The organism is Streptomyces sp. CT34, from assembly GCF_000805335.1.
Lineage (GTDB): Bacteria > Actinomycetota > Actinomycetes > Streptomycetales > Streptomycetaceae > Streptomyces.
Genome location: NZ_KN708638.1, coordinates 4,577,241 through 4,598,465, shown reverse-complemented (window position 1 = coordinate 4,598,465; position 21,225 = coordinate 4,577,241). Strand labels below are relative to the sequence as shown.

18 protein-coding genes and 1 pseudogene are annotated in these 21,225 nt (G+C 66.8%); 9 read left to right on the top strand and 10 right to left on the bottom strand.

Annotated elements, in window-relative coordinates:
- Positions 1–193: 193 nt before the first annotated feature.
- A complete protein-coding gene (locus tag RZ84_RS20080; RefSeq protein ID WP_043265454.1) occupies positions 194–1,192 on the top strand; it encodes an alpha/beta hydrolase in 999 nt (332 codons plus the stop codon).
- 609 nt (positions 1,193–1,801) lie between these two features.
- Here RZ84_RS20080 and RZ84_RS20075 read toward each other — a convergent pair.
- Positions 1,802–2,425: a TetR/AcrR family transcriptional regulator gene (locus RZ84_RS20075; protein ID WP_043265453.1), complete on the bottom strand. Its 624-nt coding sequence runs from the start codon at positions 2,423–2,425 to the stop codon at positions 1,802–1,804.
- Between the two features lie 155 nt (positions 2,426–2,580).
- On the opposite strand from RZ84_RS20075, the gene RZ84_RS20070 reads away from it, so the two are divergent.
- The 4 genes and pseudogenes from RZ84_RS20070 (at position 2,581) to RZ84_RS20060 (ending at position 4,714) form a co-directional block, all read left to right on the top strand.
- Positions 2,581–3,291, top strand: coding sequence for a hypothetical protein (locus tag RZ84_RS20070; protein ID WP_043265452.1), 711 nt, complete (start codon positions 2,581–2,583; stop codon positions 3,289–3,291).
- A gap of 150 nt (positions 3,292–3,441) precedes the next feature.
- A pseudogene (locus RZ84_RS42350) lies at positions 3,442–3,891 on the top strand (DeoR family transcriptional regulator); the annotation flags it as partial.
- A 95-nt stretch (positions 3,892–3,986) separates the two neighbouring features.
- Entirely contained in the window at positions 3,987–4,181 is a 195-nt protein-coding gene (locus tag RZ84_RS41425; protein WP_241778077.1) for a DeoR/GlpR family DNA-binding transcription regulator, read from the top strand.
- A gap of 134 nt (positions 4,182–4,315) precedes the next feature.
- A complete protein-coding gene (locus RZ84_RS20060; RefSeq protein WP_043270366.1) occupies positions 4,316–4,714 on the top strand; it encodes a RidA family protein in 399 nt (132 codons plus the stop codon).
- Positions 4,715–4,802: 88 nt separating this feature from the next.
- Here RZ84_RS20060 and RZ84_RS20055 read toward each other — a convergent pair whose 3' ends face one another.
- The 4 genes from RZ84_RS20055 to RZ84_RS20040 form a co-directional block, all read right to left on the bottom strand.
- The gene (locus RZ84_RS20055) at positions 4,803–5,660 is read right to left on the bottom strand and encodes an arylamine N-acetyltransferase family protein (protein WP_052230042.1); all 858 of its coding nucleotides are present in this window, start codon (positions 5,658–5,660) and stop codon (positions 4,803–4,805) included.
- Between the two features lie 318 nt (positions 5,661–5,978).
- Positions 5,979–7,253 (bottom strand): acyltransferase family protein, encoded by a 1,275-nt coding sequence (locus RZ84_RS20050; RefSeq protein ID WP_241777774.1) that lies wholly within the window; start codon positions 7,251–7,253, stop codon positions 5,979–5,981.
- Positions 7,254–7,858: 605 nt separating this feature from the next.
- The gene (locus RZ84_RS20045) at positions 7,859–8,464 is read right to left on the bottom strand and encodes a DUF3995 domain-containing protein (RefSeq protein ID WP_052230041.1); all 606 of its coding nucleotides are present in this window, start codon (positions 8,462–8,464) and stop codon (positions 7,859–7,861) included.
- 249 nt (positions 8,465–8,713) lie between these two features.
- Complete coding sequence (locus RZ84_RS20040; protein WP_277816879.1) at positions 8,714–9,589, bottom strand: glycerophosphodiester phosphodiesterase; 876 nt, start codon at positions 9,587–9,589, stop codon at positions 8,714–8,716.
- A 393-nt stretch (positions 9,590–9,982) separates the two neighbouring features.
- Here RZ84_RS20040 and RZ84_RS20035 point away from each other — a divergent pair, with 393 nt between their 5' ends.
- Positions 9,983–10,492 carry a DUF6336 family protein gene (locus RZ84_RS20035; protein WP_157878867.1) on the top strand — a complete coding sequence of 170 codons (510 nt, stop codon included), beginning with the start codon at positions 9,983–9,985 and terminating at the stop codon, positions 10,490–10,492.
- A 699-nt stretch (positions 10,493–11,191) separates the two neighbouring features.
- Here RZ84_RS20035 and RZ84_RS20030 read toward each other — a convergent pair.
- The 3 genes from RZ84_RS20030 to RZ84_RS20025 form a co-directional block, all read right to left on the bottom strand.
- A complete protein-coding gene (locus RZ84_RS20030) occupies positions 11,192–14,653 on the bottom strand; it encodes a DEAD/DEAH box helicase family protein (RefSeq protein WP_043265450.1) in 3,462 nt (1,153 codons plus the stop codon).
- 70 nt (positions 14,654–14,723) lie between these two features.
- The gene (locus RZ84_RS36825) at positions 14,724–15,911 is read right to left on the bottom strand and encodes a restriction endonuclease subunit S (protein ID WP_198540015.1); all 1,188 of its coding nucleotides are present in this window, start codon (positions 15,909–15,911) and stop codon (positions 14,724–14,726) included.
- A 29-nt stretch (positions 15,912–15,940) separates the two neighbouring features.
- On the bottom strand, positions 15,941–17,461 hold the full coding sequence (locus tag RZ84_RS20025; RefSeq protein ID WP_043270361.1) for a type I restriction-modification system subunit M: 1,521 nt from the start codon (positions 17,459–17,461) through the stop codon (positions 15,941–15,943).
- A 427-nt stretch (positions 17,462–17,888) separates the two neighbouring features.
- On the opposite strand from RZ84_RS20025, the gene RZ84_RS20020 reads away from it, so the two are divergent.
- Entirely contained in the window at positions 17,889–18,452 is a 564-nt protein-coding gene (locus tag RZ84_RS20020) for an HD domain-containing protein (protein ID WP_043265449.1), read from the top strand.
- On the opposite strand, the gene RZ84_RS20015 is transcribed toward RZ84_RS20020, so the two are convergent.
- Positions 18,440–18,907 (bottom strand): NUDIX hydrolase, encoded by a 468-nt coding sequence (locus RZ84_RS20015; protein WP_043265448.1) that lies wholly within the window; start codon positions 18,905–18,907, stop codon positions 18,440–18,442. The genes RZ84_RS20020 and RZ84_RS20015 overlap by 13 nt on opposite strands.
- Positions 18,894–19,667 (bottom strand): helix-turn-helix domain-containing protein, encoded by a 774-nt coding sequence (locus tag RZ84_RS20010; RefSeq protein ID WP_198540014.1) that lies wholly within the window; start codon positions 19,665–19,667, stop codon positions 18,894–18,896. The genes RZ84_RS20015 and RZ84_RS20010 overlap by 14 nt, the downstream gene beginning before the upstream one ends.
- A gap of 94 nt (positions 19,668–19,761) precedes the next feature.
- Here RZ84_RS20010 and RZ84_RS20005 point away from each other — a divergent pair, with 94 nt between their 5' ends.
- Entirely contained in the window at positions 19,762–20,454 is a 693-nt protein-coding gene (locus tag RZ84_RS20005; RefSeq protein WP_043270360.1) for an HAD family hydrolase, read from the top strand.
- Between the two features lie 109 nt (positions 20,455–20,563).
- Positions 20,564–20,713, top strand: a complete 150-nt coding sequence (locus RZ84_RS39090; protein WP_157878866.1) for a hypothetical protein — start codon at positions 20,564–20,566, stop codon at positions 20,711–20,713.
- The last annotated feature ends 512 nt before the right edge of the window (positions 20,714–21,225 follow it).

The following is a 21,225-nucleotide window of genomic DNA, read 5'->3' as shown; positions in this document are numbered from 1 at the left end:
TTCGGGCACCGATGCCGGCCGTGCCGCCGTTGAGCCGGATGTGCGACTGCGGGCCACCTGCCGGGCCGCCGCACCGGCCCTGACACGCGCGGCTTTCGCCGTTCCACCGCCGACTGTCGGTGCCGCGGTGCAGAGTGAGGCAGGTGCCTGCGCGCGCCGCGTACGCACGTCGTGACCAGAGGAGAGCGCCCCTATGGCCGTACCGCCCGGAATACAGGTCCACCCCGAACTCGTGCCGTTCCTCAAGGCGTTGCCACCGTATTCCGATCCGTACCAGGACATCGCGGCCACCCGCGAGAGGTTCAACGCGCTGCTGGCGATGCGTGCGGCCGACCGTTCGGGCGTACGCAGCAAGCGCTATGACGTCCCGCGGCCGGACGGCAGCGCGCTGACCGTCGAGGTCTACTGGCCGGAGGACACCGTTGACGCCTCCTCCGCGGCGCCGTTGCCCGCCGTACTGCACTTCCACGGTGGCGGCTATGCCATCGGCCGTTCGCTGCCCGGACAGGACCGCACCGCGCTCGAACTCTGCCGCAACCTGCCCGCCGTCACCATCGCCGTCGAATACCGCCTCGCGCCCGAACACCGCTATCCGGCCGGTGTGGAGGACTGCTACCTCGCCCTGGAATGGACGGCGGCGCAGGCGGCCGAGCTGGGCATCGCCCCGGAACGGATCGCCGTCACCGGCAAGTCGGCGGGCGGCGGACTGAGCGCGGCGGTCGCCCTGATGGCACGCGACCGCGGCGGCCCGGCCATCGCCTACCAGTCGATGTGCATCCCGGACCTGGACGACCGCGTCGCCGATGAGCCCATCCCGGCGGTCACCTCCGACGCCGGGCCGAACCCCCGGGTGAACAGCCTGCGTTCGGTCCACGCGGCGTGGCGCCACTACCTCCCGGAGGGTTATCCGCCGGAGGGGACGGCACCGGATGCCTACGCCTCCCCGGCCCGCGCCTCCGACCTCTCGGGGCTGCCGCCCGCCTACGTCCAGGTCTGCGACCTCGACCCGCTGCGCGACGCGGGCCTGGCATACGCCCGGCGCCTGATGGATGCCGGAGTGCCGGTCACCGTCCGCAATGTGCCCGGCGCCTGGCACGCCTTCGAGCTCTACGCACCCGAAACCCGCCTGGCGAAGGAATCGGCGGCCCACTGGACGGAGCATCTGCGGACGGCGCTGTATCCGGGGCGGTGACTCAGGGGGGAGCAGGTACGGAGGCCCCGGGGCGGGAGGCCGGAGGGAGACCCGGGGCACAGGCCCAGGGCGCAGGCCCAGGGCACAAGGCGGCGGCCCAGGGCACAAGGCGCAGGGGCAGGGCGCAGGGGCAGGGCGGAGCCCAAGACAGGGCCGAGGCCCGGGCGTTCGCCCCCGGGGTTCCGTTTCCGCACCTCCGGCTTCTCCACTCGCCTCGCCCCCACGTCCGGGCTTTCGCTTGCCCGTCCACCTGCGGCTATTCCGCTCGCCTCGCTCACCTGCGGGCTCACCTGCGAGCTCACGTGCAGGCACCTGCGGCTTCTGCGATTGTCCTGCCCAACTCGGGTGTCGCGGCTCGCCTCGTTCTTCTCCGGGGGCGCCGGTCGACTCAGGCTTTCCGCCGCTCCTACGTTTGGGTTTTCCCTCCGCTGGTTTCCCCCCGGCTAGTTTTTCCCCTCCGCCCACCCCCCTTCGGGGGGTGGGCGGGTGTGGAGCAGACGCGGAGCGAACACTGCCAACCAGCCGCTGCCATACGCCCCCTCGGCCGTGCTGCCCCTCAGCCGCGCGCTGCGCCCCCTCAGCCGTACGCCTCCTCAACCGTGCGCCCGCTCAGCCGCCGGAACGCCCCTCCCCCGCCCCCTCAACCGTCGCTATCAAGCCACGCGTGATGCGGGTCATGGTCGCCACCAGCACCTCGCGTGGTTGTTCCGGGCGGTCCAGCCACCACAGGGCAAGCCCGTAGAGCGAGCTACGGATGGCCTCACCGAGGGGTTCCAGCTCGGCCTCCGGGATGCCGGGGACGAACTCGCGCAGCAGGGCCATGTCCGTTTCGCGCTGCCTGCGCTGGAGTTCGCGGTGGAAGTCCTGCACCTCCGCGTCGCCCGTGGTGTCGCGGAACATCATCCGCCAGATGTACGGATGGGCCTGCACATACCCGAACCAGGCGTCGTACATCGCCTCCATACGACGACCCACATCACCCTCGCCATGGAGAAGTTCATGGACGGGGGCGGCGGCCAGCTCGTCTCGGTGCCGCTCCATCAGGGCGAGATGGAGTTCCTGCTTGGAGTCGAAGTGGCGGTAGAGCATCGGCTTGCTCAGGCCGGCCTCGGCGGCGATCTCCCCGATGGTCGTGCCCGCGAAGCCGCGCTCGGCGAACAGCCGGGCGGCCACGTCCTCGATGCGCGTCCTGGCCTCGGCCCGGGCGGCGCGATTCCGGTCGATCTCGCTCATGCGGCGTCCTCGTGCGATGTCGGTGCGGGTGATGGGGTCTGGCTCATTTTTGCCGGGGGATTCCGCTGGCAATTGTCTCTGCGATGAAGGATACTCGATCGTGTACCAATTGGTATACGCATTAGTAACTTACTCGATCGGGCAAGGGAGGCCGCGTGATCGTTTCCGTACATCTCGCCGACGTCGGAGTCCGCTCCGTGCGGGCCGTTCTCAGCCAGTGCCCACGCCCCGGAGCGACTCCCGGCCTGCGCTACGCCGAGACCACCCTCACCGGCGCCATAGCCTCCGGCCTGCCCAAGCTGCACCCCCGCCGGGCCGCGTTGATCGCCTCATGGGAGGACGACGCCGCCCTGGACCACTTCCTCGCCGAAGACCCGCTGCCCCGCCTGCTGTCCGGCGGCTGGCATGTGCGGCTGCGGCCGGTGCGGGTCTCCGGCGCGTGGAGTCCGATGCCGGTCGAGACGGACCCAGACGCCGCGTTGGCGGACGAGGACGGTCCGGTCGCCGTCCTCACCCTGGGGAGGCTGCGGCTGCGCCGGGCGGTCCCGTTCCTGCGCGCCAATTCCTCGGCCGCCGGCCGGGCCGCGGCCGATCCCGCACTGCTCGCGTCCACCGCCCTGGCCAGACCGCCGCGCTTCGTCGGCACGTTCTCCATATGGCAGAGCGTCTCCGCGATGAGCCGCTACGCATACGGCTCCACACAGCCTCAACACAAGGCGGCGGTCCGGGAGCACCGGGCGGCACCGTTCCACCACGAAGCCGCGTTTCTCCGCTGCCGCCCCTACGGCGCCCACGGCACGCTGGACGGTGCCGAGCCGATAACCACGACCGCCGCGACCCGGCCACGCCCTAAACTCGCCGGGTAGCGGGCCGACAGCAGGCGGACGGCCGACATCCGATCCGCGAAGGGACCAGCGTTGACCGACACCGAAGGGGCAGCCGACGCCCCGGTCGCGACTGACGCGCCGGTCACCAAGCTGAGCCCCAAGGACCGCCGCAAGCGGATCACCGACCGGGTGCCGGCCGAGGGCCCGGTCACCATCGAGGACCTGGTCCAGGAGCTCGGCGTCAGCCAGGTGACGGTGCACCGCGTTCTGGACACCCTGGAGCATCAGGTGTGGCCGCGAAAAGTGCGCGGCGGGGCCACGGCCACACCCGGCGCCCTCTTCGAGTCCACCGCGCGCTGGCGCGGCAAAGAACAGGTGGCCGCGAAGGAGGCCGTCTGCGCCGCCGCTCTGGCCGTGGCCGAGCCCGGACAGGCCGTGATCACCGGTGACTCCGGTACGGCGCTGCCGCTGGCCCGTACGCTCTCCTCGCGCGGTGCGTACACGGTCATCGCCAACTCCCTCCAGGTCATCAACGAGCCGGCGGAGAAGCCCGACATCCGGGTGATCGCGCTGGGCGACGAGTATCACGCGGCGTTCAACGCCTTCCTCGGCATGTCCACGGCCGATATCGCCCGAAGCTTCCGCGCGGATATCGCCTTCCTGTCCACCTCCGCGGTCGACAACGCCACTGCTACCACCAGGCGCAGGAGAACGTCTTGGTCAAGCGGCCGACGATGGCCGCCGCCCGGCGCAAGGTCCTGCTCGTGGACCACGCCAAGTTCGGCCGTCAGGCGCTCTACGAACTGGCGCCATTGGCCGACTTCGATCTCGTCATCTCCGATGAACTCCTTCCCCAGGAGGAGCAGGACGCGCTTCAATCCCTGGGGATGCGTTACAAGTTGGCGGCGGAAGGGAGTCGGCGGGGATGAGTGTTGACGGTGGGGAGACGGAGAAGCCGGGCACCGGCGACCAGTACGGCCCGGATGGCCTCCGCGGGCAGCAAAGCAGCGACACTCTCCCGCCCGCCGGCGCCCCCGCCGCCGATGCCGTCGGCAGCCGCGACCTGGAGCGCATCAATCCGCCCCACCTCGCACCGCCGACCGGATTCAGCCACGCCGTCCGCGCCACCGCCCCCGGCACCCTGGTCTTCCTCGCCGGACAGACCGCCCTCGACGGTTCGGGCCGGATCGTCGGGGACGGCATCGTCGAGCAGTTCGAGCGGGCGCTGAGCAACCTCCTGGAGGTGGCAGCCGCCTCCGGCGCCGGCCCGTCCGACCTGGCCAAGCTCACCGTCTTCGCCGTCGACATCGCCGACTACCGCCGGCACGCCCGGGACATCGGACGGGTGTGGAAACGCCTGGTGGGCAGCGCCTTCCCGGCCATGGCCGTCATCGGCGCCACCCGCCTGTGGGACGAGGCGGCCCTGGTCGAAATCGAGGGCATCGCCGTCGTCCGGCAGTGACCAAGGCCCCGAGCCCGGCCCATGCCCCCGCAGCTCTCCGTAGATGAATCATCTAGGCCACGAGATGATTCATCCAGACCACGAACCTCTAAACCCGCTCACCCCCATCCCGCTCCGCCCCCACCCCATACGTCGCCACCAGCGCCTCGGCATCCGCCGGCGCCAGCGTGATCCCGAACTCCGAGTCCAGGAGCCCCGGAACCTCCTCCGGTGCGACCTCCCGCACCTCACGCGACCAGTCCGACCGGATCCGGACGAATTCCCGCCCGACCAGCGTGCGGCGCATATCGGCCAGCGGCAGCTGCACCACGATCTTGCCGGTGAACGGCGACCTCGGATGGGTCGCTATGTAGTGGTTGAAGACGCTGTAGTCGACCGGGAAGCGGCGCTCAGCCCCGAAGGCGTACAGATCGAACCAGCCGTCGGCATGCCGCGAGCGCAGCACCCACGCCTCGGCCTCCTTCTCGTACACGAGGCCGAAGGTCCAGTCCCCTTGCCGGACCTCGACCCCGTCCTGCAACGGGATCGGTGCGAGCAGCGCCTCACCGCCGAAGCCGACGTCGGTGATCCAGTCCGTACCGTCCAGTTCGACCTTCAGCAGCGCGTGCGTGACCGGGCGCACCTTGCGCTCGCCCATCCGGATACGCGCGCCGAGCCCGGTGACGCGGAAGCCCAGGCGCTCCAGGGCGGCGGCGTACAGGAGGTTCTGCTCATAGCAGTAGCCGCCGCGCCGCTGCCGGACCATCTTGGCCTGCAGCGCCGCCAGGTCGAGCAGGATCGGGCGGCCCAGCACGATCTCGATGTTCTCGAAGCTGATCGCGGCGCTGTGCCCGGCATGCAGCCTCCGCAGCGTCTCCAGGGTCGGCCGGCGGTCGCCCTCGTAGCCGATACGCGCCAGATACGCGTCCAGATCGAGTTGCTCGCCGCCCCACTGGGATTCGGTCATGGTGCTCCCCCTCGTCGTGGCGCGCTCCTGCCGAAACCTGGAGGGAGCTTAGGAGACGCCCCGTCCGGCAGGCGATCGGCTCTTCGGCTGACGAGCTGGGGCCGCCGGGCGTACGACGAGGCGGACGCGGGCTGACGGCCTGCGACAGCCGGGGCCCCGGGACCAACGCCCGACCCACAACGGGCGCCACGGACCCGGCCCCCATCCCGCCCTCCCGACCGTCACGTTTCCCGCCATCGCGCTCTCGCCGTCACGTTCCCGCCGTCGTGCTCTGGCCAACGCCCCGCGCACCTCGCCCCTGCACGCTCACCCCCGCGCTCACGCCGGCCCGTTCGCCGCCGCCACCGGCTCCCTCCTGAAGGCCCACGCCATCTTCGGCTCCACCGCGAACCGGAAGATCCGCTGCACCGGCGGCGTACACAGCAGGGTGATCACCGTGCCCGCGATCAGGGTCAGCAGCACCACGCCCCAGGCGGTGTGCAGCCATGCGTGGTGGTACCAGCCCCAGAAGCGCGACCCCTTGGCGAGGAAACCGTGCAGCAGGTAGCCGTAAAGAGTGCCCGCGCCCAGCGCCGTACACCACATCGTGCGGCCCGGCACCCACGAGAAGAAGCAGGCCACCAGCACCAGCGAGCAACCGAACATCGCCGGCGTCATCACCACACCCCACCACCACGGGGCGCCCAATTCCTGTGCGCTGTCGCGGTGGTAGAACCACGCGGCGTTCATCCGGGGCGCGGCCCAGTACGCGACGAGCAGCGCGGCGCCGAGGACCGGGACGGCCGTGATCCGCACCCACCGGCGGCGCACGAGCGCGAAGTGCTCCTGCCGCAGGTTCAGCCCCAGCACGAAGAACGGCAGGAACTGCAGCACTCGTTGGAGATTCAGATCGTCGCCGATCTCCGGCGTGACGGACGCCATCACTGCGATCGTCAGCGCCAGCGGCAGCGGCCGGCGCACGATTTTCCACAGCGGTGTGGTCAGCCGCCAGATGAACAGCGCCACCAGGAACCAGGTCAGATACCAGGGGTTCAGGAAGCTGATCGGGTAGCTCGGAGCGCCGCCCGCCCAGCGTTTGAAGAAGGTGTAGGCGACCTCGAAGATGAGGTAGGGAACCGCGACGCCGGTGATCAGACGCTGCAACCGGTCCCTGCGCATATCGAAACTGCGCGAGAAATAGCCGGAGATGATGATGAACGCCGGCATGTGGAACGCGTAGACGGCGAGATAGAGCGCCGCCGCCGTCCGGCTGCCGAAGCGCAGCGGTTCCCACGCGTGCCCCATCGCCACCAGCACCACGGCGATGTATTTCGCATTGTCGAAGAACGCGTCCCGGGAAGTGCCCCGGACGGCACCGACCGCCGCCCGGCCCGAATCCGTACGGGCTTTCTCCTCAGGGCCGTTGACCGTGCCATCCTGGCTCTTACAGCCGCCGGCCGTTCCGGTACGAACCTGCTGTCCTTCGCCCGTCAGAACACCGTACGACTGGTCGCCGCCCGTCTGCCCATCGGCGAGAATTCCACCCTCCGCCGACGCTTTGGCGTCCGCGATCTCCCCTCCCGTGGCTGCCGCGGAGGTCTCCCCTTCCGCCATTGCCGCGGAGGTCTCCTCTCCCGCGGTTGCCGCGGAGGAGAGCGTGGCCGTCCAAACGCCCGCGCCGTCCGCCGAACCACCCGCGCCCGGCGCGTCATCCGGCATCTGCCGTGGCGTCGGAAACGGTACCCGCCGCTCGCCGGGCGCCGGAACATCGTTCGTCAAAGGCCCTCCTCGTACGCACCCAGAGGACGAGCCGGACGCGGAATCGAACCTGTTCCCGAAAGGGAACCCAAAAGCCAAATCCTGCGCCGCAATTCTTTTACGCGGAGTGTGGCGGCATCGAACACCCCAGGCACCCTAGCCCCGCCACCGGAATCCCGTAAATCCCGCCCTGCCATGCCCTCCCACCATGGCCCCGCTCTCCGCGGCTCCTCCACTCAACATGGAAAAAACGCCGCAAAATATGGACGGCAGAAAAACCTCCACGCGCGCCGACCGCCCGCCCGCAACCCCCGGACGTCCCCAGCACCTCAACACCCCATCCAGTCCTGAACGCGCCTGCGCAGCCCCCGACTTCACTCCCGGACGCCGCAGCACCGCCTCATCCGCCGTCGGTCGCGCCCCCAGCAGCACCCCACGCACCCCACACGTACCGGGAAAGCTCAGCCGATTCCCATAACCAGCGCGACGACGGACAGCAGCAGCGCCCCGCAGCCGCCCACCACCCCGGCGATCCGGGCACTCCGGCGCTCGGTCAATCCCCTCGAATGGGCCCAGGCGGCAAGCAGAAAGGCAATACCTCCGGCCACGAACCACGGTCCCCACAGATACGTGTACCAGCGGCTCACACCCCGTAATTCCGGCGCGAGTTCGACGGCATGCACCTCCACGAGCAGCCCCTGCCCGACGAACAGCGCCCCGTGCCAGACCAGGAGCACCCCCGCGCCCCACGCCAGCAATTGGAGCAGGCAACTCATCCCGCGCCCCCACGCGCGCCGGCGTACCAGCGCCAATCCCAGGAGCCCGCCCACGACTTTGAGTACGCCGGTCAGCCACAACACGGCGATGAATCCGGCGTTCCGCTCCTCCACGAGGTGAACCAGCGACGGCGAAACCGTGGATTGTGCCCCGGTCAGCCCGCCCAGCGCCCAGTAGAAGCTCGGTACGGCGAAAACAAAGCCCCATACGGCGGCGGCCCACCCCGGCCAGGTGACCGGACAACGACTGTCATCAACCCGCACGCCCTCGTCAGCCCGCACGCTCTCCATGGCCGCGATTCTGCCCGCCGTATCACCCACGGATCACCGGTTTACCCAACCCGTACCGAGCGAAGCAAGGCTCAAAGAACGCAACCGGCGAAAAGAACGGCACGGAAACGCCACGCCACGGCACCGGCACCGGCACCGGCACCGGCACCGGCACAGAAAAGAACGGCAACGGAACAGCGCAGCACGGCCCGAACCGGTCCGAACCGACCTGCGCCGAGCCGAGGCCGACCCGCCCTTCCTTCCACCGCCCTAGTCGATAACCCCTTCCACCCCCCGCCCCTGCACCGACCGCGCACTCTCCTTCGCCCCCACGTCCCACGCATAGATCTCCAACCGCCGTCCGTGCGGCCCACGCAGCCGGTGCACGGCCCTGGCCCACTTCGAACTGACCTGAGCGATACGGGGATTGATCTGATCGGCGAAGCGCGCATAACGACGCAGTTTCCTCACCGACGGGGCCCCCAGAATCCCCGTACGCACCCGCGGCTCCAGCCGGTGCACCCGCTTCACGCACCGTACGCAGAAACTCTGCACCACCAGCCGATGGCGGATATGCGCACGGTCCAGCCACCCCAGTTCGCGGAGTTCGCGCAGCGCCTGCGCCTCAACTCCGGGGTATTTCTCGGGTGCTTTGAGTTCCAGCAGCAGCCCCTGCCCATTGCGGTCCAGCCTCCGCAGATAGTCGGCGAGCGTCGGCACCCGCTCCCCCGCGAACTGCTTTCCGAACCAACTCCCGGCATCCAGCCGCGCGATCTCGGCCGCGGTGAAATCCCCCACCCGCCACGGCGCCCGCCCGGGAAACACCTTCGCGGCATTGGTGGTCCGATTGAGCGTGGTGTCATGCATCACCACCAGCTGCCCGTCCTTGGTCCGCTGCACATCGTTCTCGACCCATACGAGCCCGCGGCGGTGCGCCGCATCCACAGCGGCGAGGGTGTTCTCCGGCGCGTAACGGGAGGCGCCACGGTGCGCGATCACAAAGGGCGCCTGATGCCCGGCCCTGATACCCACGAGCGTCCCGCCTCTGGTGGCCAGTTCCGCATGCCCTTCGGGGCCGGACGCCAGCGCGGCCGATGCCATGGTCGCCGTCACCACGAACGCGAGCCCGCCGGCCGCGATCCGCATCGTTCTCCGCAGCATGCGGGGGCCTCCAGGTCGCTCGGCGCAGACGGTGTCACCTGCGTCAGGTACGCCCCCTAGGGCCCGTCCGCTCTCCACGAAGGCGGATGCGCCCTGCGTCCCGACTCTGCCCCCGTCCCCGCATCCCCGCCACGCGAACTCCCGCCCTCCCCGCCGCCCCCGGCGCCCGGCCACGCCGCCTTTCCGCAGGCCGCAGCCCACCCCGGCCACCCGGACCCCATCCGGCCATTCGTGCGAATCGCCTCGCGCCCGCCCAACCCCGACCCGGCACCCCAGGACCAAGGAGCCAGCAGCCAGGAGCCCCCCTCCCGGAGTTCCCGCTCCCTCCCCACATCCCCCACATCCCCTTCCGCTCATCCGCCCCTATCGTTTGCGTCCATGGCGAACCGAACAGATCAAGCCAGCGCACCGGAGCCCCAAGGCCACCGGCGGCACGGCGGCGGCAACGGCAAGCGGCGCCTCATGGACGCAGCCGCCGAAAAAGAGGGCGTGATCATGCCCCGGCTCCGCTTCCGGGACGTCGTCCTGCGCGGCGCGCTCTACGGGACGGCGGCCACCCTGATACCCGCGGTCGTCTCGGTGACCGCGGGCGCCTACACATGGCACGAGCACCGCACCACGTTCCTCGGCGCCATCACCCTCGTGAGCCTCGGCGTCTCCGTCCTCTTCTGGGCGGTCGGCGGCTTCTTCTGGGCCTGCTCCTCCGGCGACATCCGCCGCCTCCGCGACTTCCGCACGGTCAGTGGCCGCTCCGGAGGCGTCCTCATCTGGGGTGCCGCCTACGTCCGCGCCGGCGCCTTCACCCTCACCATCGGCGCCCTCACCTGGCTCCTCACCGCACTCATCGACGCGAGCCAGGGCATCGGCTGGCTGTACGGACGGTACTGAGCACCCACGACGATCAATCCCAACCGCCCCCGCACCCATCCACCCGCACCAGCACCGGCACCGGCACCGGCACCGGCACCGGCACCGGCGATCATCCGACCCCCGGCACGCCCCAACCCGGCCACCCGGCCGGCGACTTACTCCCGGCTGCACCTGGCCACTCCCCGCCGCCCTCCGGGCCCGCTGCCCAGGCAACTACGTCCCGGGCCCCTGCCCCAGCCCCGAACTGAGCCGCCGAAAGCCGCACGTCCCGCACACCCCCGCAGTCGCCACCTCGACGGAACGCAAAACCCCAGGTCAGATAAGTTCTGACCTGGGGTTTCTTGCGGAGCCGCCTTCGGGATTCGAACCCGAGACCTACGCATTACGAGGGGGTGCAAGATCGTGACAGTAGGTGCTGACACCTGACGCGAGATCCAATTTCCCCAGGTCAGAGAGTTGTGCCCTCGATTGCTGTGACGCGCAGTCCGTCAGGTGCCGCACCGTCCGCTCACGCAATGCTCACGCAAGAGCAGCCGAACCCTCAGAGCTTGCGCCGGTCCCTGTGAGGCTCAAGAAGGGTGCTGCCTCCCGCCCACCTCGCTCCGCACACGTGGCAGACCACATACCACTCGTCGCCCACAGCGTTCTCGTCCATGTGCCCATGCTGCCCCGTCCCAGGGCACTCGTCGGTGACTTCTTCTCCTCTGTGCCTGTCGATCAGGCCGCGCGTTCGGCGGCAACAGCGGTAGAGCGGATTGAGTGGATGACGGACACCATGACGTCCACCTCGGCCTCGGGAAAAATCGCCTCGGGACCAGTCGGGGCGATCGCAGTGAACGGCGACTCGTACAGCGCGTCGACGTCTATCGTGCCGTTGCGCGCCAGGTAGTCGATCAGCTCGTTAACGAAGCGGAGTTGGTTAGCTGTGAATGTCTTGCCCTGTTGGAAGGTGTCGAAGGCCAGGGCCGCCGCCTCCCGATCCAAGCCCGTCAGCGATCGCAGGAACAGGCCGAGGCCGCCTTTCGCGTCCTTGATGTAGTCGATGTCTGCAGTGGTGCCAAGGCCGGCCTCGACGAAGATCTGCTCCAGCTCCGACAGGTCCAGGGCAGTGATCTGCTTGTTGCGACGGATCTTCTGGACAGCGAGCTGGTCCTGGTGCGTGTTGAGGTAGATACGGATCTTCTGCTCAAAGCGGGTGAGGTCGGTGCCGATCTCCATGCCGCTGAGCGTGGCAGCGGTCAGCGCGCCGAGCTCGTCCTCGAAGTCGGTGTAAACGATGCCGCGCTTGGTCTTCTCGATCAGTCGGACGAGGCCGCGCAAACGACGACGCATGGTCTCCAACAAGGGCAGCGTTACATCCTGCCACCACTCGTCGCCTGCGACCTCGTCAAGCAGAACCTGCTGGGCCTTGATCGCAGGGATGGTCAGCTGATCAAGCAGGGTGGACGCAATCTCCTGAACCTGATCGCGTAGGCGGGTGAAGCCCGGCTCGCCATTCACGAGGGCGAGCTGGAGACGGAGCGCGAGCAGGTCGAATCGCTTGGCCTCCTCGCCGGTGTCGTCCTTGTCGCGGAAGGCTGTCGGGAGTCCGGCCAGATGATCGATAACCTGGCCGTGCGCGTCGGGCGTGAACGCAAGCCACGCGTCAAAGTCGGCGAAGGCTTCAACCTGCTCGCGGTGCGGGCGGACCAAGAAGTTGTCCGGGTTCATCGCCGTAACCTCGTCGTGCAGCCGGGTGGCGAGGTCCCAGCGCAGGCCGGGCTCGCTGACCGTGCCGTCGGACTCAGGACGTACGGCGGTCTCCGTGGCTTCCTCTTGGTCAGGGCCTGATGCCCCGTCGAGAGCGAGGAGCAAGTCGGCACGACGCTCGAAGATCCGCTGGCTCAGCGAGGGGGCGACCTTGCCTTCGGCACGCATCAGGTTCTGGTTGAAGAACTCGATATTCCGGCACAGGTCGAAGACCAGGAAGCCGTCCTTGCTGCGGTTCGGGCCGAACAGGTCGGGCGCGAGGCGGGTGCCGCGGCCGACCATCTGCCAGAACTTGGTCTTGGAGCGCACCAGCTTGAAGAAGACGAGGTTAACGACTTCGGGGACGTCGATGCCGGTGTCCAGCATATCCACGGAGATGGCGATCTGGGGAAGCTCCGCCGCGTCGGAGAACTTGTCGATCAGGCTCTGGGCGTACTCCTTGCGGTAGGTGATGACCTGCGCAAAGGCACCCTTGAGGTGCGGGTAGTTCTTGTCGAACCGCTCGGCGATGAACTCCGCATGGTGGTTGTTGGCCGCGAAGATGATGGTCTTGCCGAGCTTGTCGTCGCCCTCGACCTTCAGGCCGTGCGTCATGAGGGTCTGCAGGACCTTGTCGACGGTGTCGGCGTTGAAGAGGTACTTGTTCAGTTCCTCCGTGGTGATCTCGTCAGGGATATCACCGTCCTCGCTCCACTCGGTCTCGTCCCACTTCTCCTTGTCCTCAGGGGACAGGTCGTCATACTTGATGCCGCCACGCTGGAACTTCGTCGGGACATCGACGGCACGCGGCGCCACCAGATAGCCCTCGGCCACGGCCTCGTCCAAGCTGTAGACGTCGGTAGGCACGCCGTCTTCGAGTTCGAAGCGCCGATAGGTGTTCCGGTCGATCTCGTCCTTGGGGGTCGCCGTAAGGCCGACAAGGAGTGCGTCGAAGTAGTCGAAGATCGCGCCGTATCGCTGATAGATCGATCGATGCGCCTCGTCAATGACGATCAGGTCGAAGAAACCGGGACCGAAGGGGCGGCGGCCCTCAGCATCGGTCTGGTCGATCAGATTCATCATGGTCGGATAAGTGGAGACAAACACCCGCGCATTGGGGTCCTTCTCTTCCAACAGGTTGACCACCGGGGCGCCGGGCAAGTGCTTCTTGAACTCGTTGGTTGCCTGCTTGACCAGCGCCTTACGGTCCGCGAGGAAGAGGATGCGCTTGGCCCAGTTAGCGCGCATCATCAGGTCGCTGAGCGCGATCACAGTGCGAGTTTTGCCGGAGCCGGTTGCCATCACTAGGAGGGCGTGACGCAGCGAATCCTTCTCGAAGGAGTCGGCGATCCGCCGTATCGCGCGGGACTGGTAGTGGCGGCCGGCGATCTGCTCATTGATCGGTAGCTTGGCGAGGCTGCGACGGCTGGCCCGGCGCTGGACCAGGAGACGCAGCTCGTCCTTGGTGTAGAAACCCTGGACCTCGCGGGGCGGGTAGTTGAGGTCGTCGAACAGGTATGTGCGATAGCCGTTGGTGTAGAAGATCACCGGCCGCTGGTTGAACTGCGCTTCCAGGGCATTGGCATAGAGCGTCGCCTGGTACTTGCCCTGCTTCGGGTCACGCGTGGTCCCCTTGGCCTCGACGACGGCCAGGGGCCTACCGTCGTCGTCCCACAGAACGTAGTCGACCTTGCCCTTACCGGAAGGCGCGGCCGAGGCGGGCAACCCGGTGACCGGGTATTCACGGTCCCTCGGCTGATCGAGCGCCCAGCCGGCCTCCTTGAGAAGAAGGTCGATGATCAGGGTGCGAGTCTCGGCCTCGTTGTAGTCGTGAGTGTCCGGCTGAGCCTCGTTCGCGGCCTTGGCCGCCTTAATCTGCACGCGCAGCTGGGCGATCTCGGCGTCGAGGTCCTGATTCTTCTTCCGCTCGGCGGCAAGCGCAGCATCCTGTGCGGCGTACTTCTCTGCCTGCGCCTTCAGCTCCGCCTGTTTGGCGATCCGCACCTCGGCTGAGACTGGCCGAGGTATCAGCGCCGTGTCGAACGTGAGCGTGGACGTGGGCAGTTGGGCCTGGTCGCGAGTGTAGGTACGGGCCATCCAGTACAGGACGTGGAATAGCTCAGCGATCGTGCGCACCGCATCCTTCGGAGCGACGGGGGTTTTGCGGTGAACGGCGACATTGCCCTGCCGACGAATCACATCCATCTTCGCCCGGATCGCGGGGCCCGCCACCTTCACCAGCGTCGGCTCGGCAATCAGCGCCGCCAGGTCATCGTGGTACGGCAGCTTAAGCACGTCATCCGCCTCGAACAGCCACGTCACCGCGAGCTCCAACACCCGCCGCGCGTAGAACGCGGATGCCCGTGGGTCCGCGTATGCCAGTCGCTCGGCGTGCACTGCCTCGCGTTGAAGCTCAGGCCACTCGGCCTGGAGGAACCCGAAGTTGCTCACGGTGGTGACCTTTCACTGATGCGCGGGTCGGACGACGCAGTATCGGACGGCTACGGGCAACGGCCACCGGTCAGGTGACGGTCGAAGTGCTATCCGGCCATAGACCTCCGCAGAACGCCCGGTACTGGAGCGATGCGAATAGAGCATCAAGTTCAGCGAGATGGCGCTCTTGCTCGGCTTTGGCTTGCCGTACTGCCTGGATTCGCTTAACAAATTCGGCCTGTTGCTCCAAGGGGGGAAGAGTCACCGGGAGCTTCTTAATGATCCCCATATTCAGCCCCGCCATAATTGCCCCCTTGGCGTGCCGCGCTAGATAATCACGCGAAGAAGGATGAATCAGGAAGTAGCTGTGCAGAAATTCAGGCAAGCAGCGAGACTGGTCGAGCGTGATGCAACACAAGTGCTTCGTGTTGATGGCTAGCGGAATATCGTCAGGCACTACAGCGCAGCGCCCACACGTCCCCATGATGGTGATGATGACATCACCCGGCCGCACCGTGTAGCGCGCCAGCTCCATATACTTTTCTTCAGTAACATATCGGCGCTCCCCCCACTTGAATTCATTATCGACCGCATTATCGATACCCAGGACCGCGATACCAGATTCCACAAATTCTTCGTGAAGTAGCTGACTCCCGAAAGGGCCAGTTCGAATTGACCCCTTACCCGCTACAGTCAGGTCCTCAACCGTGACGCACGGCCAATCGTGTCGAGAATTTCCGAACATGTCGAGAAAGATAGACTGCGCGAGTTCGTCAAGCAGGGCGATCGCCTCTCGACGCTTGCCTCGTAGCCCATCTACGTGATCCAGAACCTGAGCGATTCGCCGCTGCTCATGAATGGGTGGCAACGGCATCTTCAGAGTCTTCAGATTGGCGATCGGAAAATTGTCAGCAGTCGTTGCACGCACCCACTGGAGAATCGTTCCGGATCTTTCCTTGATGAAGCGCGCAAGATAGTCAGGGAAGACTGACTGATCACAGATAAGTGCCTTCATGTCCTGATTGATGGCGACGGGACGCCGGTTCATCGCCACCGGCACCGTGTGCTTCAAAACTCCGGAACGAACAACGATGAGCACCGAGCCGCTTGGAACAAGTCGAGCCGCGCTGCCGTCCAGCCCTTGCTGCGTGATGCGAACTTGAGAATCATTGACAATCCAGCGCTTCATATCCTTGGGCGTCACCCACGGAATATCACCGCCATAGAAGGCAGCGTTTCCGCGAGTCGGCGTTCCACCGCCGATAATTCGGGTCACGCTGCCGATGTCAACCGTCGGCCACCCACTCATGCGAGCATCCCCTTGAGCTCGCTCACGCCCTGTTGGATCTCTGCTTCGATACGCGCCAACTCATCCATAATCTCCATCGGCGCCCGATGCTTTACTTCCTCATGGATAATTTCCTTATACCGGTTGACGCTCAGGTCGTAGTCTTGGGCAGCGATCTCTTCCCTGGGAACGCAGAAGCTCTGCTCGGTCCGCGTTCGCGCCTGCTCGCCGCCGTTGCGTCGTCGCCAGCGCGCCAGTACGTCAGGCAGGTTGTTCTTGGCGCGCTCGTCCTTACTCAGCTCACCATCGCCGACGAGTGGGCCAAGCTTGTCCTCCGGCAACAGCGGTGCGCGCTTGTCGTCGAGACTCCAGCCGTCGGCCGTGACCTCGTAGAACCAGACGTTGTCCGTACCGCCGCTGTTGGTCTTCGTGAAGAACAGGATGGCTGTGGAGACTCCCGCGTAAGGCTTGAAGACACCGCCCGGCAGCTTCACTACCGCGTCCAGCTTGTGGCCCTCAACGAGCAGCTTCCGCAGCTCTTTATGCGCCTTGGTGGAACCGAACAGCACCCCGTCCGGCACGATGACCGCCGCCCGACCGCCCGGTTTGAGCAAGCGCAGGAAAAGAGCGAGAAACAGCAGCTCGGTCTTCTTGGTCTTTACGACCTTCTGCAGGTCTGCAGCCGTCGCGTCATAGTCGAGGCTGCCAGCAAAGGGCGGGTTTGCCAGGATGAGGGAGTACCGGTCGGCCTCGCCCGCCGCGCTTTGTGCGAGCGAGTCGCGGTAGCGGATGTCAGGGCTCTCGACCGAGTGCAGCAGCATGTTCATGCTCCCGATGCGCAGCATGGTGCTGTCGAAGTCGAAGCCGTGGAACATGCTCTCGTTGAAGTGCTGCCGCTGGGTCGGCTCGAACAGCGCCTCGCGGTGCGTGCGCTCGACGTACTCGGCGGAGGCGACCAGGAAGCCGGCCGTGCCGCACGCCGGATCACAGATCTCGTCGCCGGGCTGTGGGGCCATCATCTCCACCATCAGCTGGATGATGTGCCGGGGCGTACGGAACTGGCCGTTCTGCCCTGCCGTGGCGATCTTGCTGAGCATGTACTCATACAGGTCGCCCTTGGTGTCCTTGTCCCCCATGTCGATGCCGTTCAGTATGTCGACGGCCCTGGCGAGCAGGTTCGAGGTCGTAATGGTGAAGCGCGCGTCCTTCATATGGTGCGCGTAAGTAGAGTCCTCGCCGCCTAGAGTGCGCAACCAAGGGAAGACGTCGTCGCGCACCCTGGCGAGCATCGTCTCGGGAGACTCGTTGATGAACACCGACCAACGCAGGTCCTGGGTCTCATCCGTGTAGATCGGCTTCTCTATCGGCCGCCCGGTGCGATTGGCCTTGTTCCGCTTGGCCTGCTCAAGGATGTCAAGGCGCCGGATGAACATCAGGTAGGTGATCTGCTCGATGACCTCCAGTGGGTTGGAGATGCCCCCGGACCAGAAGGCATCCCACAGTCGGTCGATCTTGCTCTTCAGCTCACCTGTAATCACGCAGAGGAGGTTAGCGGAGCCCGCCGACAATTGCGGCGGGAAGGTCCAAGCGCACTCGGCCCCACGAACCTGCAAGATCGTGGAGGGTGGCGCCATGCGACTATACCGAGAGCCGTTCTCCCTGGTCATAGGCTTGCTGGCCTGGCTCGTTTGATGCCCAGTGCAACGTCCGCCCTGCCCGCTCACGCGTAGAGGGCCTGACTAACGCAGAGGCACCGGATGCATGTCCGTTCAGCCGTACTCGGTGCAGCTCTGACAGTGGCGTAGGGCGAAGCGTTCCCTGTTCCCTCAGGCGGTCTGCAGAGGGCGGGTCTCTGAGGAAGGCTGTCTCGGGCCCCGAGTGGAGATCATCTTCTGAGAGAGCAGCCCTGCCCCTGTGAGCAGTTCTATGGACTGGCCAGGGCGGCACTCGGGCATGAACCAAGCCATGAGTGGATCGATGGTGGACTGGGCAACGCGCGTGGCGGAAGCGGAGCTGAGTGCGGCGCTTCCTCGACGGTGGGCTCATTCCCTAGGGGTCGCAGGTCGCGCGGACGATCTAGGACGAATCCTCAGGGAGGATGCCGGCCTGCTGGTAGCTGCCGCAGCGCTTCACGATGTCGGCTACGCGCCCCGCCTGGCGGCAACGGGATTTCATCCGCTCGACGGTGCTCGGTTCCTTCGTGATGAGCATGGTGCCGATGAGCGGCTGGTGCGGTTGGTAGCGAACCACTCGTTCGCGTTGCTGGAGGCTGAGGAGCGCGGGCTGCGTGAGGCGCTGGAGGCGGAGTTCCCGTTACTAGAAGAACCGCTGTTGGTGGACGCGCTGGTCTATTGCGATATGACGACAACGCCTGACGGGGAATCGACGACTGCCCAGGAGCGGGTGGCGGAGATTGCGGGCCGTTATGGGGCGCTCAGTGTCGTGGGACGGTTCATCCGTCGGGCATCGCCAGAGATCTTCGCCGCTGTGGAGCGGGTGGACGTGGCGTTGGCGGCTCAGCCGAGGTAGGGGTAGGTGCCGGCGAGGTAGTCGCCGATCTGCTGGCGCATGCTGGGGTGGATGTCGTACCCGTCGAGGTCGTCCGGCTGAACGAAGCGGACGCCGTCGGCTTCGTCGTTGGTGGTGGGCTCGCCGCCGACCGGGCGGCCGATGTAGGTGTTCTCGTACTGCTGGCGGATCTCACCGTCGGTGTAGGCAACGATGTGGTGGGGGTTGGTGTAAACCCCGAGGAAGCCGGTGATCTCAGCAACGATGCCGGTCTCCTCCTGGCATTCGCGCACAGCACACTGCGCCGCGGTCTCCCCGATGTCCTGAGCGCCGCCGGGCAGAGCCCACTGGCCGGTGTCTCTGCGACGCTGAAGCAGGATCGCGCCATCGTCATCAACGACGAGCAGATTGCTGGCAGGGATGAGGGTATTCGCCTTCGGGGCGGTGGGGTCGTTGTAGTACTCAGTCCTGCCCATGGGTGGCTGTCCCCTTCTGGTCGGGAGCCCAGGGCCGCGCGGCGGCCCAGACTGCTTCGAAGCTTTGAGCGTAGTTGTCGAACCACCCTGTGGCATCAGCCCGCTTGAGGTGGAGGAGCGGATTGGCGCTGGCCGGCTGCCCCCAAACGTGCGAGTTGACCAGCAGGTTGTCGTCATAGCGGAACAGGGAGGCGTACAGCGTGGTGTCGTGCAGCCGCACGTCGCACCCTGCCTCGGGGAGTAGGGGGCGGTAGTAGGTCAGGGAGGCGCGGATCTTGGCTGCGAGGGTGTCGCCGATGCCTTCCTCGCGGCCCCGGACGGCGACCGCCTGACCACCCGGGTCGCCGAAGCACAGACGTACCCGGACGCCGACGGCTGCGCGCTCGGCGAGCATCTTGGCGACGTGGGGATTGGACTGGGCGAAGAAGGTCCCGGAGAAGACGAGTACGCAGATCTGCTCCTGGGCCTCCGCCAGCAGTTGGAGCCACATGTCTCGCGGAACGCTGGCCCGGTTCTGGTAGGTGCCGACAAGCTCGGTGCCTAATCCGGCGTCAGGTCGGTTGCCGTGTGGGGGCGGTGTGGGCCACAGGAACGTCTCCTCCACGCGCAGGTGCTGCGCGACGCTGAAGCGGTGCCGGCGGTGAGGGACGCGCCCGCCGAGCCAGCGGCCGACGGTCTTGGGGTCCACTTTGCAGACTTCGGCGAGCGACTCGGGTGAGACGCCACGCTGGGCGAGTACGGAGTGCAGTCGCTCGTTCACGGATGTCATGGAAGTCGAGGCGGCCATGCTCCGGCAAGGACGATTTGGGACGTCTTCCGGAGCCGGGGCTTTGGCCGATCCCTACTCTGGCGGCATGGAGCTCATCGTCCTGTGGGACATCGACCACACGCTCATCGAGAACTCGGGGGTGAGCAAGGAGATCTACGCTGCAGCGTTCTCAGCCTTGGCGGGAGACCCACCCACTGGGCCGGCGCGGACGGAGGGGCGAACGGATCGCCTGATCATGCGGGAACTATTCGTGCGCCATGGCTTGTCCGAGCCGGGCTGGGCTGTCGTCGAGGCCGCCCTCGCCCGTGCCGGTGAAGAGCGCCTTGAGGTTCTCGGTGAGCGCGGGACCGTGCTGCCGGGAGTGAGCGAGGCGCTCAAGGCGGCGTCGGCACATGACGGCTGGATCTCCTCGGTTCTGACGGGCAACATCGCGGCCAACGCACGCGTGAAGCTGTCAGCCTTTCACCTTGATTCCTTGCTGGACTTGCCTGTTGGGGCCTACGGGGCTGATGCGGAGCAGCGCCCTGATCTGGTCAGTGTCGCGCGGGAGCGGGCTCAACGCCTCCGCGGAGTAGGGGATGACGTACACGTGGTGCTGGTGGGAGACACACCCCGGGACGTCGAGGCCGCTCTTGCCACGGGCTCCGGAATCGTGGCGGTTGCCTCAGGAGTTCACAGCCCCGAAGAGCTGGCTGCGGCCGGCGCGGATGTAGTCCTACCTGATCTGTCGGATACGGCGCAGCTACTGCGGATTCTGGAGAGCTTCGCGGCGCGCTGAAAGGTCCCAGGACGTCTTCGAAGGCGTCCGCATAAGGGGTGATGCGGTCCTTGTCTGCTCGGCCACCATCGGGTCTCCAACCAGAGAAATGGCCAAAGGGGGCTCACTCGTGATCGGGCAAGACACCTCGATACGCAAGATCCGGATGCTGTGCGTAGAGCTGCCGCACTGCTACAACGTCGGGTGCTGGAACTGGTTCCACGGCACGCGGCTCCGGCATGCCGTGGACCGAAGCACCGTGGCCGCCCTTTCCAACTGATCTTGGGGGTCGCGTCGTGCTTCTGGAACTGGCCATGCCGTACAGGGTGGTCCCTGGCATCGCCGACTTCGCCCGCGGCGGCCTACCGGCCGCGGCGTCCACCGATGACGGCAACCGGTGGGTCGATGGTTACTGCTGGCTCTACTGCGGCCAGCAGTGGACCCGCGTCCTGTGGATCGGCCCCGTGAGCGTGGCCGGCGCCCAGGCGCCGATGTACGCCTGCGGTCCGTGCATCCGGATACTTCAGGACCAGGTCTGGCAATCCATCCTTCTCAGCGACGGGTCGGCCGGGTCCGCGCAAGTCGAAGTTCCACCTGAAGCAGAGCCGTCAGGCGGACACCGCGGAGGTAGGCACCGAGCGCGCGGCGGATTCCTGCGCCGCCACTGAGCGCTGCCTGCGTTACGGCACCCTGCCCTCGACGTCGCTCACTGCCGCGACACCTCATGCCCACGGGCAAGTCCCCGCCCGCATCACGAGCACCTCCGCACGCCATAAACGTCCCGCCGGAACC